Below are 16,502 nucleotides of genomic sequence, written 5' to 3'. Positions count from 1 at the left end.
CCTATAAACTCTTTTTTACAAGAAGTGAGGCGATTTTATTGTGAGCGTGAACAAAATTATCAATATCTAAATCTTCAAACTCTTTTTTTTCATTAAAATTATTGATTTTTAAAACTATATTTGAGTTTGCTTTATACTTTAAAATCGCATCACAAATCAATCTTTTCTTTTCTAGATTATCTAATGTGATGATAATACTAGAAGCTTCATCAGCTTTTAGTGATTCTAAAACTTGTACCTTTTCTAAGTGCCCAAAGTATGCCATATATCCACTTTTCCTTGCATTTAATACATGTCTTAAATTATCTGTAATTATTACAAAAGGTATTTCTTTTTCATTTAGTTTACTAGCAACTCTTTTTCCAAGTGCAGAGTATCCACAAACTATTATGTGGTTCTTTTTATCAATTGGTGTAATATTATCAGATTCAAAATATTCTTGTGCAAAAAATGATGCTATTTTGTATATATTGTTTACAATAAATGGAGTTATTATCATAGATAAAACTGTAACTAATATTAAAAATTTACTTAAGTTTTCATCTAAAATTCCATTTGCAGAAGCTAAAGCAAAAACTGCAAATGAGAACTCACCTACTTGACATAGGGCAAGAGCTGCTTTTACTGAGTCATTTTTATTTGATTTTCTTCTAATTAAGAAGTAAATTACAATAGCTTTTAATAAAAGAATAGCTATAAAAACTAGAACTATATATACAATATTTTCAAAAAGATAAATAATATCTATTTTCGTACCAACTGTAAAGAAAAAAGTTCCTAGTAAAAGGTCTTTATATGAAGCAATATCTGATTCAACTTTTATATGATATTTTGTCTCAGCTATAATCATACCTGCAATAAATGCTCCAAGGGAATAAGTAAATCCTAATTCATGAGCTAAAATAGAAGCTCCAAAAACTATAGATAAAACTGAACCTATAAATAGCTCTTCAAGTCTTGCTTTTGTTGAAAACTGTAGTAGCCAATTTACAATTTTTTTACCAATAGTAAACATAAAAACTATAATAGCAATAGCTGCTAAAGTAGTTTTTAGAATAATATCTTGCAGTTCTAAAGTATCATTTGATAAAAAACTTATAAGCAAAAGTATAGGTATCACAGCTAAGTCTTGAAAAATTAAAATAGCTGTTGTTTTTTCTCCATAAGGAGTGTAAATATCCTTTGATTGTTTTAAGTATGTTAAGACAATAGCAGTTGAAGATAAAGAAAAAGCAAGGGACACTATAATAGCTGATACCGTATCAATAGAAAATACTAACTTTGCTATGACAAAGATTAAAACAGCACTAATAGCTACTTGAAAAAAACCATTTACAAATAAGAGCTCTTTTATTTTTTTTAGTTTATTTACTGACATTTCAAGTCCAATAGTAAACATTAAAAATACTATACCAAACTCTGCTATTAGGTTTAAGGCATCTAGATTATGGTTCTTGCTTAGGTTAAAAATAGAGGTAATTATTATACCTGTAATTATATATCCAATAATATGAGAAATTTCATATTTTTTTAAAATAATGTTTAATATTGATGAGATTGCTAGTGATAAAAATAGTATAAATAGTATTGATTCCATGTATATATTTTATCCTAAAGTATATTTTTTAACAAGATAAAACTGTTTATTTTTTTTACAAAGTGATATTTTCTAGGTGTTCTATTTGCTCATCGCAAACTATTATTGCATCAATACAAAATATTGGGTTTATTTTTTTAGTTTGTATATAATAATCTATACTTCTTTTTAGTTTTGAGAGTTTACTTTTGTGGATATTATTTATAGCAGTTTCATAATCAGGGGCTGATTTTACTTCACAGAAGTGGTAGACATTATCTTTTTTACAAATAATATCTATCTCTCCTAGCTTTTTTGCATAGAAGTTTTGCTCAATTATTTTAAAACCTCTATCTTCAAGGAAACTAAGTGCTTTTTTTTCAGCAAAATCTCCTTTTTCTTTACTCATTAAAAATCACCCACCACCAACAAATTGCAATAATTCAATTTTATCATCATCTTTTGGCTTAAAACTACTCCAATTGTCTTTTTTTACAATTTCCATATTCACAGCCGCTGCCATAACTTTATCTTCAATCTTTAATGATGTAATAATATCTTGTAAGCTTGAGTTTTCATCAAAATTCTTTGTTTCACCATTTACTATTAAATTCATATTAAACCTTTTCTTTCTCATATTCAATCATATATCCAAGACCTCTAACATTTGTAATAAAATCTTCTTTTAAAGATTTTTTGACTCTATTAACTTCTGCTCTAATAGTGGCATTATCAATTTCATCGTTCCAAACAAACTCTCTAAACATATCATAGTTTACTACTGAGTTTTTAAACTTTGTTAGAAGTTGAATAATTTGTATTTGTCTTTTTGTCAAACTTTGAACTTCGTTATTATACAAAAGAGTTAAAGTATTTGGATTAAAACTATATGAATCTGACAATTTTTTATCTTTTTGGGGTAATATTTTAGCTTGACTAATTTTATCAATTCTAAGAGATAGCTCTTTTAGATGAAAAGGTTTTTTTAGGTAATCATAACAACCAAGCTCAAATGCCCTTGAAATATCTTCAATATCAATAAGTGCCGAAATATAAATAGTTGGAATTACTTTGTTTCTTTTATGTAAAAACTCTAAAACTTCAAAACCATTAATATCTGGTACATTAATATCTAATATTAATAAGTCAAATTCTTCCATATCTAATATTCTAAGACAGTTATTCCCATCTCTTGCAGTTCTAACTTCATATTTTCTTGATTGTAAAAACTCAGTAATTGCTCTATTTAGCATTACATCATCTTCTAATAATAAAATTCTCATATAATTTCTCTTTCATTAAAAAGATATCTAAATGAAGTAAAATACTCATTTGAATCAATTTTAATAGTTATATTTTCTTCGTCACAAATCCTTTTGACTAAACTTAGTCCTAAACCAAAACCTTTTTTCGTAGAAGTTTCTCTATAATATTCTTTAAATATCTTTTCTGGATATTGAATATATTGAGAACAACTTGAAATTGTTAAGGCATAGTTTTTATTCTCTTTTTTTAATGATATATAAATATTTGAGTTTTCCTCTGTGTATTTTATAGCATTAGTTAGATTATTATCTACTATTCTTTGAAGTTTTGTTTCATTAAAATTAAAAATAATCGACTCTTTTTGGCTGAAAAATTTAATAGTTGAACCTATTTGATTAGCCGATTGGGAGAAAAAATCAATTCTTGATCTAATAAAATCTACTAAATCAATTTTCTTTTTAGGGTATAAAACTTGATCTTTTTTTACTAGGTAACTTAAGTCATCATAGATATTAAAGACATTTTTTAAGGCAACTTCAATTGTTGATAAATATGTATTTTTCCCATGTTGCATCTCGAAAAGCTCAATATTACTCATTATTACAGATAAGGGAGTATTAGTTTCATGAACTGCATGTCTTAAAAAAATCTTTTGTGATGTTAGAAGCATTTGAGAGTTTATTTTTTCTACTTCTAGTTTTGTAGATTGCTCATCATAATCCTTTGATGATGCTTCTATTAAATGAGTTAAGGTTTTTATGTTTCTTGTATAGAAGTCATCTAGGTTACTTTGTTCAAGCTCTAAAGGGAAACTTTTTTTTGAGTTTTCTTGGTTTTCACTTAGCGATACTACTGTAAATGTTTGATTCAAAAGCTGTGTACTTCCGTCTTTATAAAAAAACTCTCCATTCCCAAAAAAACCACTTGTAGAAGCTATGTTTGCATAGGCTTTGTTTTCATTAAAAATAAGATTAGGCATATATCTTCTTCTTGCTAAACAAGAATAAATAAAAAAACTTTCACTATTTGCAAATCTTTTTTCATCTGCTACTATTGGCTTTTTTAAGATTACTTCAGCATTTCCAAATCCAAATTTGATTTTATCTTTATTTTTAAAATTACCTGTATACTGAAAACTTCCATCTTTATTTATTTTCATTAAGGCTCTTGCTGTTAGGTTTTTATTTGTTTTTATAAGTAAAGGAAAAGTTGTTGCACTCTCAGGTAGTGATTCTAAAATATCATCACCTAAGTATTTTTTATAAAAATCACATACTTTTAAGTTGTTTATTTCGTAAACTTTATTGTCTAAAGCTTTTGTTATTTCATGTTCTACTCCAATACAAGACCAATTAAATCTAAAATCATTTTTAACTTCAAGATTATCAGAATTTAGGGATACTCCCACAGCACTATTTTGATATATGTTATTATCTAAAGAAATATAAGTATTTTTATAATTGCCATTATCAGCAGCCATCGCACCACAGATAATCACATCTTTTGAAATACTATTTACACCTTTTAGAAACTCTTCTGCATTTATATTTAAAGAGTTTGTAAAAAGTATCAAAAGTTTAGTGTTTTTACTGATTAGATCTTTTGCTAGACTAACACCTTTTTCATATGAGTCTTCAAGTTCACTAAAGCTAGCTTTTATTGAAGTTGTCTCAAAGATGCTAATAGATACAACAATTGAATTTGTTAAAACCTCTTCTTTATAAATCTCACCATCTGAGCTACTACCTATACAAATTGCATTTGGAATTTTTTCTTTTATATAATCAAGTGTTTGTTTATAATTTTTTTTGTTTTGTCCACAAAAAACTTGTACTAAAATATTACAATGGTTTTTAAATTGTTCAAAGTCAATTTCTTCTTTACAAAAAGAATCATCTATTTTATAATTATAGGTTTTCATACGAAATTATAACAAATTATGATTTTACAAAATGTGAAAAATGTGAAAAAATGTATCAATGAATAAAAACTGTAACTTATTGACATAATAAAGTATAATATAATCTACTTTATTATGCTAAGAGTTTTGAATCTATCTCCCATTCCTGTTGGTTCAAGTAGTATCTTGACTTTTTGAGTCTCTCTTAAATAAGTGTTTTCATCAACATTTGCTTTTAAAATTTCTAATAAATCCAAAATTCCAAAGTCAACAAGTGATTTTAGTTGAGTGTTAAACTTTACATCTTTTACATTTTCTTGTAAAAATAGGTCTTTTAGATAGTTGAAATGTACATCGTAAGTGATGTCACTTTTCTTAAATAATTTTTTTAAGTGAATCTCTTCATCAAAGATAGGATAAACATTATGACTTTCATATATTCTTGTAGAAAAGTCATTTCTAGGATATCTATCCCCATAATCAAATGTTAAAAACTCAAAAGAGCTTATATTTTTACAAATAGTTTGAACAAACTCTTTATAGTTTAAACAAACCTCACCTTTTTCAATACTATATTTTTTACAATGCTCAATTAGTTCTACGTCTTGGCAATCTTTAAACTCAATTTTATGCTCATTTACATAGGCATTTTGTAAAATACCATCTTTATTTGTATAAACTAAATCACATCCAAAGGCATCAAAAATCTCATTTGCTACAATAAAGGCATTGTTTAATTTTACTTCACTGATATCATTGTAGTGTTTGATTTTTATAACATCACCAAATGAGTCTTTTAAGTAGTTCTTTTGCTGTTCTTGTAGATTTTCAAATCTTTCAACAATTGCAAAATTTAGGGTTTCGAGAAGCTTTGGTTTTAAAGTATAAATAAACTGAATTATATCAGCAAGTAAGTAGCCATGATGGGCACCAACTTCAACTAAGGTTGTATTTTTAGGAAGGATATTTTTTTCAATAGAATCAATTAGTCTTTTAGCAATTGTTCCACCAAAAAAAGAACTTGTAGAAACCGAAGTATAAAAATCCCCTTCTTTTCCTATTTGTTTATAGTTTGCATAGTAGCCATTATTTCCATATAGCCAGTCGTTAAAATATTCATTAAATCTTATCATAAAGCAATTGTATCTAAAAGTTTATTTGAAGAAGAAATGGAAGGTGAAATGATTATAAATAGAAGAAAAAATCTTCTATTTACAAGTATCAACTACCGCATTTGCATTTGCATAAAGGTATACTTCTACTCTTCTATTTAAAGCCATATTTGTTTCATTTGTATTTGGTGCTACTGGTTTGTCATAAGAACAACCTTTTGAGAAAATCTGGTTTTTTATTCCTGCGCTATAAATAGTATTTCCTACATTTGAAGCTCTTTTTTCAGAAAGAGTTTTATTATATTCGTAGCTTCCTCTACTATCCGTATGTCCTACTACTTGAACTATAGTGTTTGGATATTTTTGTAAAACACCATTTACTTTTGCAATTTTACTTGTAGCACTTGGTGTTGGGTTTGCAGAGTTTGTAGCAAACATCATATCATCTCTAAAGATAATCTTTACGTAGTTGTCTGTATGTGATACAATTAAGTCTTGGCTTGGATCAAGTACTGCATTTGGGTCATTGTTTACTGTTGTATTTAAGCTATCAGCTACTTCTTTTGCTTGCTGATCCATTCTGTATCCAACATATCCACCAATAGCAGCTCCTGCTAAAGCGCCAATTGTTTTATTCCTACTTTTACTTCCACCCCCAACATTGTTTCCTAAAGCAATACCAGCTAAAGCACCTATTGTTGTACCAATAATAGCTCTTTGATTATTGTCAATTGTTTGATTTCCTGTTGAACCTGATGTACATCCAGTTAGAATAGCTACTGCTGCTATTGATGATACAAAAGTTTTTAAGTTAAAATATTTCATTTCAAAACCTTTATTTTTAAGTCTTAACATTTTAACATAAGTAGTGTGAAATAATTGTGTTAAAAATCGTAATTAATATGTAATATATTTGTGCTATAATATTTGCATTAAAAAAAGGAGAAACTGTGGATAAAAGAACAAAAATTTTGGCAACATTAGGGCCATCAAGCCATAGTATTGAAACAATTGAAGGTTTAATAAAAGCAGGTGCAAACATGTTTAGATTAAACTTTTCTCATGGAAGTCATGAGTATCATAAAGAAACACTTGATAATATTAGAACAGCAATGAAAAACTTAAATAAAACAGTTGGTGTTTTACAAGATATTTCAGGTCCAAAAGTTAGAATTGGAGATTTAAAAGAACCTTTTGAATTACATAGAGGTGATGTAATAACTTTCTTAAAAGATGAAATAGTAGGGTATAAACAAGCTGATAAAAAATATATAGTATCTATTAATTATCCTGATATTTTAAGTAAAGTAAAAGTAGATGAATATATCTATTTATATGATGGAACAATTAGAGCAAAGGTTATCCAAACTGGTGATGAGGTTCAAGCAAAAATCGAAAATCATGGTATTTTATCATCAAGAAAGGGTGTAAACTTTCCAAATACAGTTATTGATATTGATGTAATTACAAAAAAAGATGAAAAAGATATTGCTTGGGGTGTTGAAAACCAAGTTGATTACTTTGCAATTTCATTTGTTCAAAATGCAAAGGATATGAAAAAAGCAAGAAAACTTCTAAATGGCTACAGAGGTAAATTAATAGCAAAGATTGAGAAGTTTGATGCAGTTGAAAATATTGATGAGATTATTGAAGAATCAGATGGACTTATGGTTGCAAGGGGAGATTTAGGTATTGAAGTTCCTTATTATGATGTACCAACTATTCAAAAAATGCTTATTAAAAAAGCAAATAATGTTGGAATGCCTGTAATTACAGCAACACAAATGCTTCTATCTATGACTCATAACGAAAGAGCAACAAGAGCCGAAATCTCAGATGTAGCAAATGCAGTACTTGATGGAACTGATGTTGTTATGTTAAGTGAAGAGAGTGCAGTTGGAGAAGATCCAATTAATGTTGTTGATACTATGAGTAATATTATTGCAAGAACAGAAGATATTTATAACTTTGATAAACAAGCAAAATTTGATTATTTAGATCATTTTGATGTTATTCAAGCAACAGTTACAAAACTTGCTGATGATTTAGGAGCAAGAGGTATTTTAGCCCTTACAAGTTCAGGTAAATCAGCAATAAAAATGTCAAGGTATAGACCAAGAACTCCTATTTATGCATTTACTCATAAAAAGAAGATATTATCAGCCTTAACAGCAATTTGGGGTGTAAAACCAATTGGTACAATAAAAGAAGCACAAGCTTCAAAAATGTTCCAAAAAATGCTTAAAGAACTTGATGCAAAAGGTTTATTGGATAAAAGTGAGACTTATGTAGCAACGGTAGGTTATCCTGTAGGAATGCCAGGAAGTACAAATACTATTAAGATTTTAACACCATCTGAAATTGAGTACTATTTAAATTTCAAAAATAAATAGTAAGTAAAAGAGTTTAACTCTTTTACTTATCTAATATAATTTGTATTAAAGCAGCTTTATACTTTTTATTTTTAGCTTCTATTTGAATATTTTTAGCTAAGAGTTTACCTTTCATATGATTTACAATGATTGTTCTTGTCATATATAAACCTATTCCCGTTCCTTGTGCTTGAAATTTTGTTGTAAAATATGGCTCAAAGATTTTGTTTATAATATTATCTTTTATTCCTCCACCATTATCATAAATTTCAATATATGTTTTATCATTTTTAGTAAAAGCTTTTATATTAATAATCTTATAGTCAAAATCTTTTTCTAATAAAGCATCTTTAGAGTTATTTAAGATATTTAAAATAGCTTGAGTTAGTTCATTTTCTAAAGTATAAAGCTCAATACTATCATCAATATCAAGTTCTATATGTATCTCTTTATTTTTTAAACTAGCAGAAATTAAACTGATAACTTTTTCAATTGTATTTTTTAAATTAAAGTTTACTCTTGCTTTGTCTTTTTTAAAGAAGTTCCTAAAATCTTCAATTGTATTAGATAAGTGTTGGGTATTTGAAACTATCAAGTCTAGATTTTTATAAAGCTTCTCTTTGTTCATTAAGTTTAGTTCATCTTCAAGTTTTGTACCAGAAGCAATTGTACTTATTGTTGATAGTGGCTGTCTCCATTGATGAGCTATATTTCCTATCATTTCACCCATTGAAGCCAATCTTGATTGTTGGTTTAACATATCATCTGTTTTTCTTATTTTTAAAACTTGCTCTTTTACTTGCATTTCTAAAGACTCGTTTAGTTTTTTTAATTCCTTATTATTTTGTTTCAATTCATTTTCATATTTTTTAAATTGTGAGTCTATTCTTCTTGATATCAATACTAATATAATTATTAAAATTAAACTAATAGCTGCTGAAATAATTATAATTTTATATTTTGCATCTTTTACTTCTTTTTCTAAATTAAGCTTTTTCTTTTGTATTTGCTCTTGAATTTTTGTAGTGTATTGTCCTGTACCTATTACCCAGTTTAACTTTGGAACTTTTTTTACAAAAGAGATTTTTTTTGATAGTTTTTTTGAGATATTATGGCTAGTAGGTGTATATCCTAAAAATGAACCACCTTCAATAGCGCCTTTTTCTAAGATATTTTTAATAACATTTTGTTCAATCTCTGAAAGTGTTTCTATCTTTTTATTAATAAAAGACTTATTTATATGAGATAAGGTTGTTCCGTGTTGATTAACAACAAATAGATACTCATCTTTTCCATAACTTACAGTATCTATAATTCTAAGAACTTGATTTTGTATTTTCTTATCAATATCTTCAATATATTTTGCTGTTCCTATGTAAATACCTAAAGGCTCAAATAGTTTTACATATCCAAGTTTTTTCTCAATTCTGTTTGTTTTAGGTTTTTTCCAATGCCATGTTGTAAAACCCTCTTTTTTTGTTGTTACAATTTCTTTAAACTCTTTTATGAAGTATTTTCCTTCTTTATCTTGTAGATTTGAAAGAGTTTTTCCTACATGTGATGGAGTTTGAGGTTGCATAATAACTTTATCATTTAAATCGATTATAAAAAAGTAGCCACTAGCATTTGAGTAAAATCTTTGAGGGTCTAAACTTTTAATTATCAGATTAAGAATTTCTTCTTTTGATTTTGATTCATTTTGTAGATATATCTGTTTGATTGTTTTATATCCAATATTAACGATATTCTTAATATTGTTTTTTTCTTCAATGGTATTTAGTTTAGTTTGAGTTTCAATAAGTTTAATAGTCCTATTTACTCTATTTTTTATTGTTTTTTTAATTTCTTCTGCATAATTTGTTTGAATGTTTTCTATTTCTTCTTTAAACTCTTTATTTTCATAAGAAATAAATTCATAAGTTAAAATACTAGAAGTTAAAAGTACTGCAATGATAGGAAGTATTATGATCCAATATGTGATATTATTGATTTTTTTCATATACTTCCTTTTTATTTAGTAAACTTTTGAGTATAGCTCCAATAAAATTATTTGTTTGTCAATTTTATATACTTGTGCATCTAAAAGTTTAATATCTCTAGAATTCTTAAGTGTATCATAATCACTTTGCGTTTTAATCTGTGCCTCTTTTTCTTCTTTTATAATCTCTAAAATAGAGTCATATAGGCTTAAATCTTCACTAGTAATTTTTAATCTGTCTTCTAGCATACTAAGTTTATCTAGTTTTGTTTTAAAAAAACTTTTTTCGTCATCAATCTTATTTTTTAGATTTAGTTTAGATTTTAAATATTCAATTCTTTTACTTTCAATGTCATTTAATGCTCTTGAGTCAAGTGGCATAGTAATATATAATCCATATGTTTGATCATTGGTTTGTTCAGCATTTGGTTTTCCATCAGAATAGTGTGTTTTAGAATAGTTATAGTACACATTTACACTAGGTAAATATCTAGCCATAGTCATATGTGAATAGTTTTTATCTTTTTTAATAGAAGCTTTTGCTTTTTCTAGTTCTATATTTTTTTCTAAATACTCTTCTTTAGAAATAAATTCAAATTTTGGAAGTTCAAAGTTATTGTATTTTCCAGAAGCGATGTTTTCAAAACTATTTATAAGTTCTTGCTTTTGGTATTTTAAATCAACCAATGTATGTTTTGAACTATTTAAAGTAAGTAGTGCATTATCTAAAAATGAACTATCTAAAAATCCATTTAAAACTTGTTCTTTTTTTCTTTGAACATCTATTTTTGCATTTGCTAAAGATAGTTTTGTTTTTTGGATATTTAAATCAAGTTTTTTGATTTGAAAAAGTAGGTTATATGCATCTTTTATTAAATTTTTTCTTTCTTGTTGTATTTGAAGATTTGCATAATCATGTGTTGAGTTAGCATATTTTATAGCTTGATAAATCCCACCACTTTGAAAAATAGGCTGATCAATTCGTATTGAAGAAGTTTCACTTTTATACTCATCACCTAAATTTTTTGTATATTTAAAAATAACTTGGTTTATCCAATCTTTTTTTAGTTTTGAGCTATCTTCTTTAGCTTGTTCTTTTTCTAAATCAAAAGTTTTTTTTCTACTATCAGATAAAATACTTTCATCCAAATTAGTATTTGCAAAAAGGTTTACACTAATTAAACTACATAAAAGTAGTTTAATTTTATTTGATTTTTGAAAGTGCATTTTCTAGCCTTTTAAAACCTTCATCAATCTCTTCTTTTGATATAGTTAGAACAGGTAACATTCTTAGTGTATTTTTTCCTGCTTTTAAAATAAGTAAACCTTCATTTAAAGACGCTTTTATAATTTCAGTTAATGTATCTGCATCTTTTACTCTAAGACCTCTCATAAGTCCTAATCCAACACTTCCTGTAAATATCTCTTTATTTGCTTCATAAACTTTGTTTAATCTATTTTGGAAATAAATGATTGTTTCATCAAGTTTTCCTGAGTCTTTATAGTTATCTAAAATTTCTAAAACTTTTAATGATGCAGCAGTACTTAAATAGTTCCCTCCAAAAGTAGAACCATGATCACCATATGTAAATAAGTCTTTATGTGTTGTAACAACTGCTCCAATTGGAACACCACCACCTAAACCTTTTGCCATAGTGATAATATCTGGTTCAATCTCATAAAGATTCGTAGCTAAAAATTCACCAGTTCTATATGCACCTGTTTGTACTTCATCAATGATAAGTAAAATGTCTTTTTGTTTTAAGTATTTTGCTAGTTTTTGAATCTCTTCTTTATCAAAAGGCTGAACTCCACCTTCACCTTGAACAAGTTCAATCATAACAGCAACTGTTTCCTCATCAATTGACTTATAAATATCTTCAATTTTATTATCATATGAAAAACCATCTGGATAAGGTGAAAAGTTAGGTGAATGCATAGAGCTTTGACCTGTAGCTTTTACAGTTGTAATAGTTCTTCCATGAAATGAGTGCTCTAAAGTGATAACTTTATATCTTTTATTTTCAAATTTAGTTTCACCATATTTTCTAGCAAGTTTAATAGCTCCCTCATTTGCTTCTGCACCACTATTTGCAAAAAATGTTGCAACATCCATACCTGAAAGTTTTGCAATTTTTTCACCTAATTTTGCCTGTGGTTCAATAGCATAAAGGTTTGATATATGTGTAATATTACTTACTTGTTTATAAATAGCATCTGCTACTTCTTTATTACCATGACCAACAGAAACTACTCCAATACCTGATGTGAAATCTATATAATCTTTATTATTTTCATCAAATAAAGTTGCATTTATACCTTTTTTGAAGTTTACATAGTTTCTTGCATAAGTTTGAAGTACATAATCTTTATCTAATTGTTCTAACATTTCTTTTCCTAAATACTTTATAAATTAAAAAAGATTATATCTAAAAAATTTAAACCATATATTAACAACTGTTTTTGGTGAAGTTGTTTTTTCTTTAAAGTCATTTTGGGTAAAATAAAAACTAAAATTAAAGGGAAAAAATGCAGCATTTGATTAGAACTTCAGATTTTTCTAAAGAAGAGATAGTTAGTTTATTTGACGACGCAAGAGAGTTTTTAAAGTTTGAATATAATGAGGTTTTAAAAGGGAAGATTATTGTTACTCTATTTTTTGAGAACTCAACTAGAACAAGAAGTTCTTTTGAAATAGCAGCAAAAAGGCTTGGTGCTGAGGTAGTATCACTTGATGTTGGAACTTCATCAACTTCAAAAGGTGAAACTATTTTTGATACTGTTGCAAATATAAATGCAATGAAACCAGATGCTTTAATCATCAGACATTCAGAGTGTGGACTTCCTGATAAACTAAAAGATTATGTAGAGTGTCCTATCTTAAATGCAGGTGATGGAAAACACGCTCATCCTACACAAGCACTACTTGATATGTTTACAATTTATGAGCATTTTGATGGTCAAACTGATGGTAAAAGTATTGCAATTGTTGGAGATGTAAGAACTTCAAGAGTTGCTGGATCAAATAAAAGATTATTACCAAAATTTGGAATTGATGTTTCTTTTGTATCTCCTGAATGTTTTAGATATGAAGGTGATGATTTCAAAACTTACACAAGTTTAAATGATGTGATTGATAATGTTGATATTATTATGAGTTTAAGAACTCAACTTGAAAGACATAATCAAGTATATTTTGAATCTTTAAATGAATATGCAAAAGACTTTTGTATTACAAGTGAAGTGATGGGTGATAGAGATATTTTATTATTACATCCAGGTCCTGTAAATAGAAATGTTGATATTTCAGATGAAATGCTAAAAGACCCTAGAAATAAAGTATTAGAACAAGTTACAAATGGTGTTGCTATTAGAATGGCTGCCCTAAAAAAATTAGTTTTACAATAAAAAACATAATTTGAACAAGAAATTAATAGAAGAAGAAATAAATAAATATGGCTCGTTAAACGAGCCATTTTTCTTTATAGTCTCATATGATTTTTCTAAGTTTTACTGTGAAAAACTTAATAAGCTACCTAAAGATATAAAGTTTGATATAAACTCAAAAAAGAACTCTACTTCAACACATAAAACTTATGTAAAAAAATATCCTATTTCTTTTGCTGAATATAAAAAAAAGTTTGATTTCCTTCAAGAAGAGATAAAAAAAGGAAATACATATTTACAAAACCTTACTGCTAAAACAAAAATAGAAACATCTTTTTCTTTAGATGAAATTTATGAAAAAGTTGATGCAAAATTTAAGCTTAGATATAAAAATGAAAATGATAATTTTGTATGTTTTTCTCCTGAAAGATTTGTAAAAATTAAAAAAAATAAAATCTATACTTATCCAATGAAAGGAACTATTGATTCAAAAGTTCTAAATGCTCAAGCTAAAATCTTAGGTGATGTAAAAGAAATGGCAGAGCATACTATGGTTGTAGATTTACTTAGAAATGATTTAGGTATGGTTGCTTCAAAAGTAAGAGTGGATAAATTTAGATATATTGATAAAATTAATGCAGGAGATAAAAAGCTTTTACAAGTAAGCTCAAAAATTTCTGGACAATTAGAAGATGATTGGCAAAAAAATCTAGGAACAATTATAACTTCAATGCTACCAGCAGGTTCAATTACAGGAACTCCAAAGAAAAAAACAATTGAACTTTTAAATCATATTGAAGATTATGATAGAGACTTTTATACAGGAATATTTGGAGTATATGATGGGGAGAGTTTTGATAGTTCAGTAATGATTAGGTTTATAGAAGAAGATGAAAATAATAAACAATTCTATAAAAGTGGTGGGGGTATTACTTGTGACTCAAATGCCAATTTAGAGTATGAAGAGCTGATTGATAAGATATATTTGCCTTTTTAAAATTGTAACTTTAATGTAATCAAATAATTTTATTATTCTATTTAATATTTCAAATAGGATGTTTAAATGAAAAAAGCAGATACAGTTTTTATTATAGAGTATCAAAAAGGTAGTGATAAAGGTTTTGATGGATTTAGACCTGATACAAAGCCAATTTTAAGAGCCATTGAAGAAGAAACATCTTTTAAAACAGAGATTGTATTTTTTAAGCCAAATAAAAAATATCAATTGTTAGAGTATTTAAAAGAGAATGCACATGCTGTTATTTCAAGAATTAACCCTGGTAATTTAAAGCAAGTCGATGAGTATTTTCAGTTCTTAAAAGCTTTAGGAGATAGTGGAGTTGAAATTCATACTCACCCTGATGTTATGATTAACCTTGATTTTAAAGATATTCTTTCAAAACTAAAAGGTACTGTTTTAGGAGATGATGAGTCTTATTTTTATCATGATTTCTCTGATTTTGCTTCAAAGTTCCCAGCAGATTTAAAAAAACATGGAATTAGGGTTTTAAAAACAAACTATGGTTCAACAGGTGAGGGTGTTTATCTTGTACGACAACAAGATGATGGTTCTATTATTTCAACAGAAGCTGTAAATAATGAAAAGTTCTTTTTTGATGATATTCATGAATTTATTTCAAAATTTGAAAAAAACTTTGAGGATGATAGTGAATATGCTGAGTATTTTCAAGATAAAGTAGGCTTTGTTGGTTGTAGATATTTAGAAAGAATTAATGAAGGTGAAATTAGAGTTTTACTTGTAAATGATAAGCCAATATCTGTTGTTCATAAAAAGCCACAAGATGGACAGTTTTCAGCTACACTTTTTTCAGGTGCAAAATACAAGTACGAGTCACCAAGTGAAGCAAAATGGAAAGATGTTGTTGATTTAACTACAGAAGGTTTAGAAGTTTTAAAACCATATTTAAGAGGGCAAAACTATCCACTGCTTTGGACGATGGATTATATCTTAGATTACAATGAAGATGGAACTGATAAATATGTTTTATCAGAAATAAACTGTTCTTGTGTGGGAATTACAACAGAGTTACAATATGCAAAAGATGTAGCCCAAGTTTTTGTAAAATAGAAGAAGCCTTTAGGCTTCTTTGCTCCAAAGTCTTAAAAAGCTTATAATGTCATCTTTTACATAGACATTAGAAGTAATATCATGTTTAGTTTGAGGTAATATTATAACCTTTGCATTTTTATGTTTTCTAAGGGCTTTTGTACAATGTCCATCTACTTTATACTCTTTTGTAGGACTTGCATCATTTGAAAAATATTCATCATGAGTTCCTATTATATTTAAAAATGGCTCATATTTATTTGCACCTATTTCAAAATTTTTTGAGTAGTATGAGTTTTCACAAGAGTAAGCAGTAATAATTCTTCCTTTAAATTCTCTACCTTTAAAGGAAGCAGCAGCCAAACCACCCTCAGAATTGCCCATAAGAAAAATATTGTTTATATCTATAAAACTTATATTCTGAAGTTTCTGTAGGTTGTAGTGTATTTCTGCTTGTCTAAATTTATGTACTTTTTCATAGTTTTTTAGTTTTGTTGGTGTTTCATAGATTGGTCTGTTCTTTACTTTAAATGAGTTAGGACAAAAGAAAATAAAATTTGCTTTTTCAACTATCCATTTTCTATAAATCACTCCTTTATTTAAACCAGCAGAACCATGTAAAAATAAAACTGTTGGTATTTTATTTTTTGCTTTAAAATCAGGATATAGTTTTTTAAATTTTTGAAGTGTTCCAAAGTAGGGCTCTTTTAAACCTCCAAAACCTTTTGGAATACCAATATAAGCATATTTATATGTATTATCAAAATCTTTAAAACTATCAATAATCTTTTGATATTTCTTTTGCATGAGAAGCCTTAAAATAAAGTTTTGATATTATATCTT

At 27.0% G+C, this 16,502-nt stretch carries 15 protein-coding genes; 4 read left to right on the top strand and 11 right to left on the bottom strand.

The window, feature by feature from the left end; translation table 11 throughout:
* Position 1: 1 nt before the first annotated feature.
* The 7 genes from NJU99_RS13140 to NJU99_RS13110 form a co-directional block, all read right to left on the bottom strand.
* A complete protein-coding gene (locus tag NJU99_RS13140; RefSeq protein ID WP_254576361.1) occupies positions 2-1,597 on the bottom strand; it encodes a cation:proton antiporter domain-containing protein in 1,596 nt (531 codons plus the stop codon).
* Positions 1,598-1,652: 55 nt separating this feature from the next.
* On the bottom strand, positions 1,653-1,985 hold the full coding sequence (locus NJU99_RS13135) for a YraN family protein (RefSeq protein WP_254576360.1): 333 nt from the start codon (positions 1,983-1,985) through the stop codon (positions 1,653-1,655).
* 6 nt (positions 1,986-1,991) lie between these two features.
* A complete protein-coding gene (gene thiS, locus NJU99_RS13130) occupies positions 1,992-2,192 on the bottom strand; it encodes a sulfur carrier protein ThiS (RefSeq protein ID WP_254576359.1) in 201 nt (66 codons plus the stop codon).
* A gap of 1 nt (position 2,193) precedes the next feature.
* Complete coding sequence (locus tag NJU99_RS13125; protein WP_254576358.1) at positions 2,194-2,859, bottom strand: response regulator transcription factor; 666 nt, start codon at positions 2,857-2,859, stop codon at positions 2,194-2,196.
* A complete protein-coding gene (locus NJU99_RS13120; RefSeq protein WP_254576357.1) occupies positions 2,856-4,763 on the bottom strand; it encodes an FIST N-terminal domain-containing protein in 1,908 nt (635 codons plus the stop codon). Before NJU99_RS13120 ends, NJU99_RS13125 begins: the two co-directional genes overlap by 4 nt.
* A gap of 104 nt (positions 4,764-4,867) precedes the next feature.
* The gene (locus tag NJU99_RS13115; RefSeq protein ID WP_254576356.1) at positions 4,868-5,875 is read right to left on the bottom strand and encodes an SAM-dependent methyltransferase; all 1,008 of its coding nucleotides are present in this window, start codon (positions 5,873-5,875) and stop codon (positions 4,868-4,870) included.
* A 75-nt stretch (positions 5,876-5,950) separates the two neighbouring features.
* Complete coding sequence (locus tag NJU99_RS13110) at positions 5,951-6,679, bottom strand: OmpA family protein (RefSeq protein ID WP_254576355.1); 729 nt, start codon at positions 6,677-6,679, stop codon at positions 5,951-5,953.
* A gap of 125 nt (positions 6,680-6,804) precedes the next feature.
* Here NJU99_RS13110 and pyk point away from each other — a divergent pair, with 125 nt between their 5' ends.
* Positions 6,805-8,247 carry a pyruvate kinase gene (pyk, locus tag NJU99_RS13105; RefSeq protein WP_254576354.1) on the top strand — a complete coding sequence of 481 codons (1,443 nt, stop codon included), beginning with the start codon at positions 6,805-6,807 and terminating at the stop codon, positions 8,245-8,247.
* Positions 8,248-8,269: 22 nt separating this feature from the next.
* On the opposite strand, the gene NJU99_RS13100 is transcribed toward pyk, so the two are convergent.
* From NJU99_RS13100 to NJU99_RS13090, 3 genes are read right to left on the bottom strand one after another with little or no spacing between them, the layout of a single operon-like run.
* Positions 8,270-10,225: a sensor histidine kinase gene (locus tag NJU99_RS13100; RefSeq protein WP_254576353.1), complete on the bottom strand. Its 1,956-nt coding sequence runs from the start codon at positions 10,223-10,225 to the stop codon at positions 8,270-8,272.
* A 15-nt stretch (positions 10,226-10,240) separates the two neighbouring features.
* Complete coding sequence (locus NJU99_RS13095; RefSeq protein ID WP_254576352.1) at positions 10,241-11,431, bottom strand: TolC family protein; 1,191 nt, start codon at positions 11,429-11,431, stop codon at positions 10,241-10,243.
* Positions 11,409-12,593 carry an aspartate aminotransferase family protein gene (locus NJU99_RS13090; protein WP_254576351.1) on the bottom strand — a complete coding sequence of 395 codons (1,185 nt, stop codon included), beginning with the start codon at positions 12,591-12,593 and terminating at the stop codon, positions 11,409-11,411. Before NJU99_RS13090 ends, NJU99_RS13095 begins: the two co-directional genes overlap by 23 nt.
* A 140-nt stretch (positions 12,594-12,733) precedes the next feature.
* Here NJU99_RS13090 and NJU99_RS13085 point away from each other — a divergent pair, with 140 nt between their 5' ends.
* From NJU99_RS13085 to NJU99_RS13075, 3 genes are all read left to right on the top strand, one after another.
* The gene (locus tag NJU99_RS13085; protein WP_254576350.1) at positions 12,734-13,612 is read left to right on the top strand and encodes an aspartate carbamoyltransferase catalytic subunit; all 879 of its coding nucleotides are present in this window, start codon (positions 12,734-12,736) and stop codon (positions 13,610-13,612) included.
* A gap of 10 nt (positions 13,613-13,622) precedes the next feature.
* Entirely contained in the window at positions 13,623-14,588 is a 966-nt protein-coding gene (locus tag NJU99_RS13080; protein ID WP_254576349.1) for an aminodeoxychorismate synthase component I, read from the top strand.
* Between the two features lie 66 nt (positions 14,589-14,654).
* Complete coding sequence (locus NJU99_RS13075; RefSeq protein ID WP_254576348.1) at positions 14,655-15,680, top strand: Cj0069 family protein; 1,026 nt, start codon at positions 14,655-14,657, stop codon at positions 15,678-15,680.
* Between the two features lie 9 nt (positions 15,681-15,689).
* Here NJU99_RS13075 and NJU99_RS13070 read toward each other — a convergent pair whose 3' ends face one another.
* Positions 15,690-16,466: a hypothetical protein gene (locus NJU99_RS13070; protein ID WP_254576347.1), complete on the bottom strand. Its 777-nt coding sequence runs from the start codon at positions 16,464-16,466 to the stop codon at positions 15,690-15,692.
* Positions 16,467-16,502: the final 36 nt, after the last annotated feature.

Source organism: Arcobacter roscoffensis, assembly GCF_024267655.1.
Classification (GTDB): domain Bacteria; phylum Campylobacterota; class Campylobacteria; order Campylobacterales; family Arcobacteraceae; genus Arcobacter_B; species Arcobacter_B roscoffensis.
Note: the sequence above shows the minus strand (reverse complement) of the source record. Positions and strands in the feature narration are given on the sequence as shown.

Coding starts and splice junctions, on each gene's coding strand:
- NJU99_RS13140 (WP_254576361.1), bottom strand. CDS start 1,597: ATGGAATCAATACTATTTATACTATTTTTATCACTAGCAATCTCATCA.
- NJU99_RS13135 (WP_254576360.1), bottom strand. CDS start 1,985: ATGAGTAAAGAAAAAGGAGATTTTGCTGAAAAAAAAGCACTTAGTTTC.
- thiS (WP_254576359.1), bottom strand. CDS start 2,192: ATGAATTTAATAGTAAATGGTGAAACAAAGAATTTTGATGAAAACTCA.
- NJU99_RS13125 (WP_254576358.1), bottom strand. CDS start 2,859: ATGAGAATTTTATTATTAGAAGATGATGTAATGCTAAATAGAGCAATT.
- NJU99_RS13120 (WP_254576357.1), bottom strand. CDS start 4,763: ATGAAAACCTATAATTATAAAATAGATGATTCTTTTTGTAAAGAAGAA.
- NJU99_RS13115 (WP_254576356.1), bottom strand. CDS start 5,875: ATGATAAGATTTAATGAATATTTTAACGACTGGCTATATGGAAATAAT.
- NJU99_RS13110 (WP_254576355.1), bottom strand. CDS start 6,679: ATGAAATATTTTAACTTAAAAACTTTTGTATCATCAATAGCAGCAGTA.
- NJU99_RS13100 (WP_254576353.1), bottom strand. CDS start 10,225: ATGAAAAAAATCAATAATATCACATATTGGATCATAATACTTCCTATC.
- NJU99_RS13095 (WP_254576352.1), bottom strand. CDS start 11,431: ATGCACTTTCAAAAATCAAATAAAATTAAACTACTTTTATGTAGTTTA.
- NJU99_RS13090 (WP_254576351.1), bottom strand. CDS start 12,593: ATGTTAGAACAATTAGATAAAGATTATGTACTTCAAACTTATGCAAGA.
- NJU99_RS13085 (WP_254576350.1), top strand. CDS start 12,734: ATGCAGCATTTGATTAGAACTTCAGATTTTTCTAAAGAAGAGATAGTT.
- NJU99_RS13075 (WP_254576348.1), top strand. CDS start 14,655: ATGAAAAAAGCAGATACAGTTTTTATTATAGAGTATCAAAAAGGTAGT.
- NJU99_RS13070 (WP_254576347.1), bottom strand. CDS start 16,466: ATGCAAAAGAAATATCAAAAGATTATTGATAGTTTTAAAGATTTTGAT.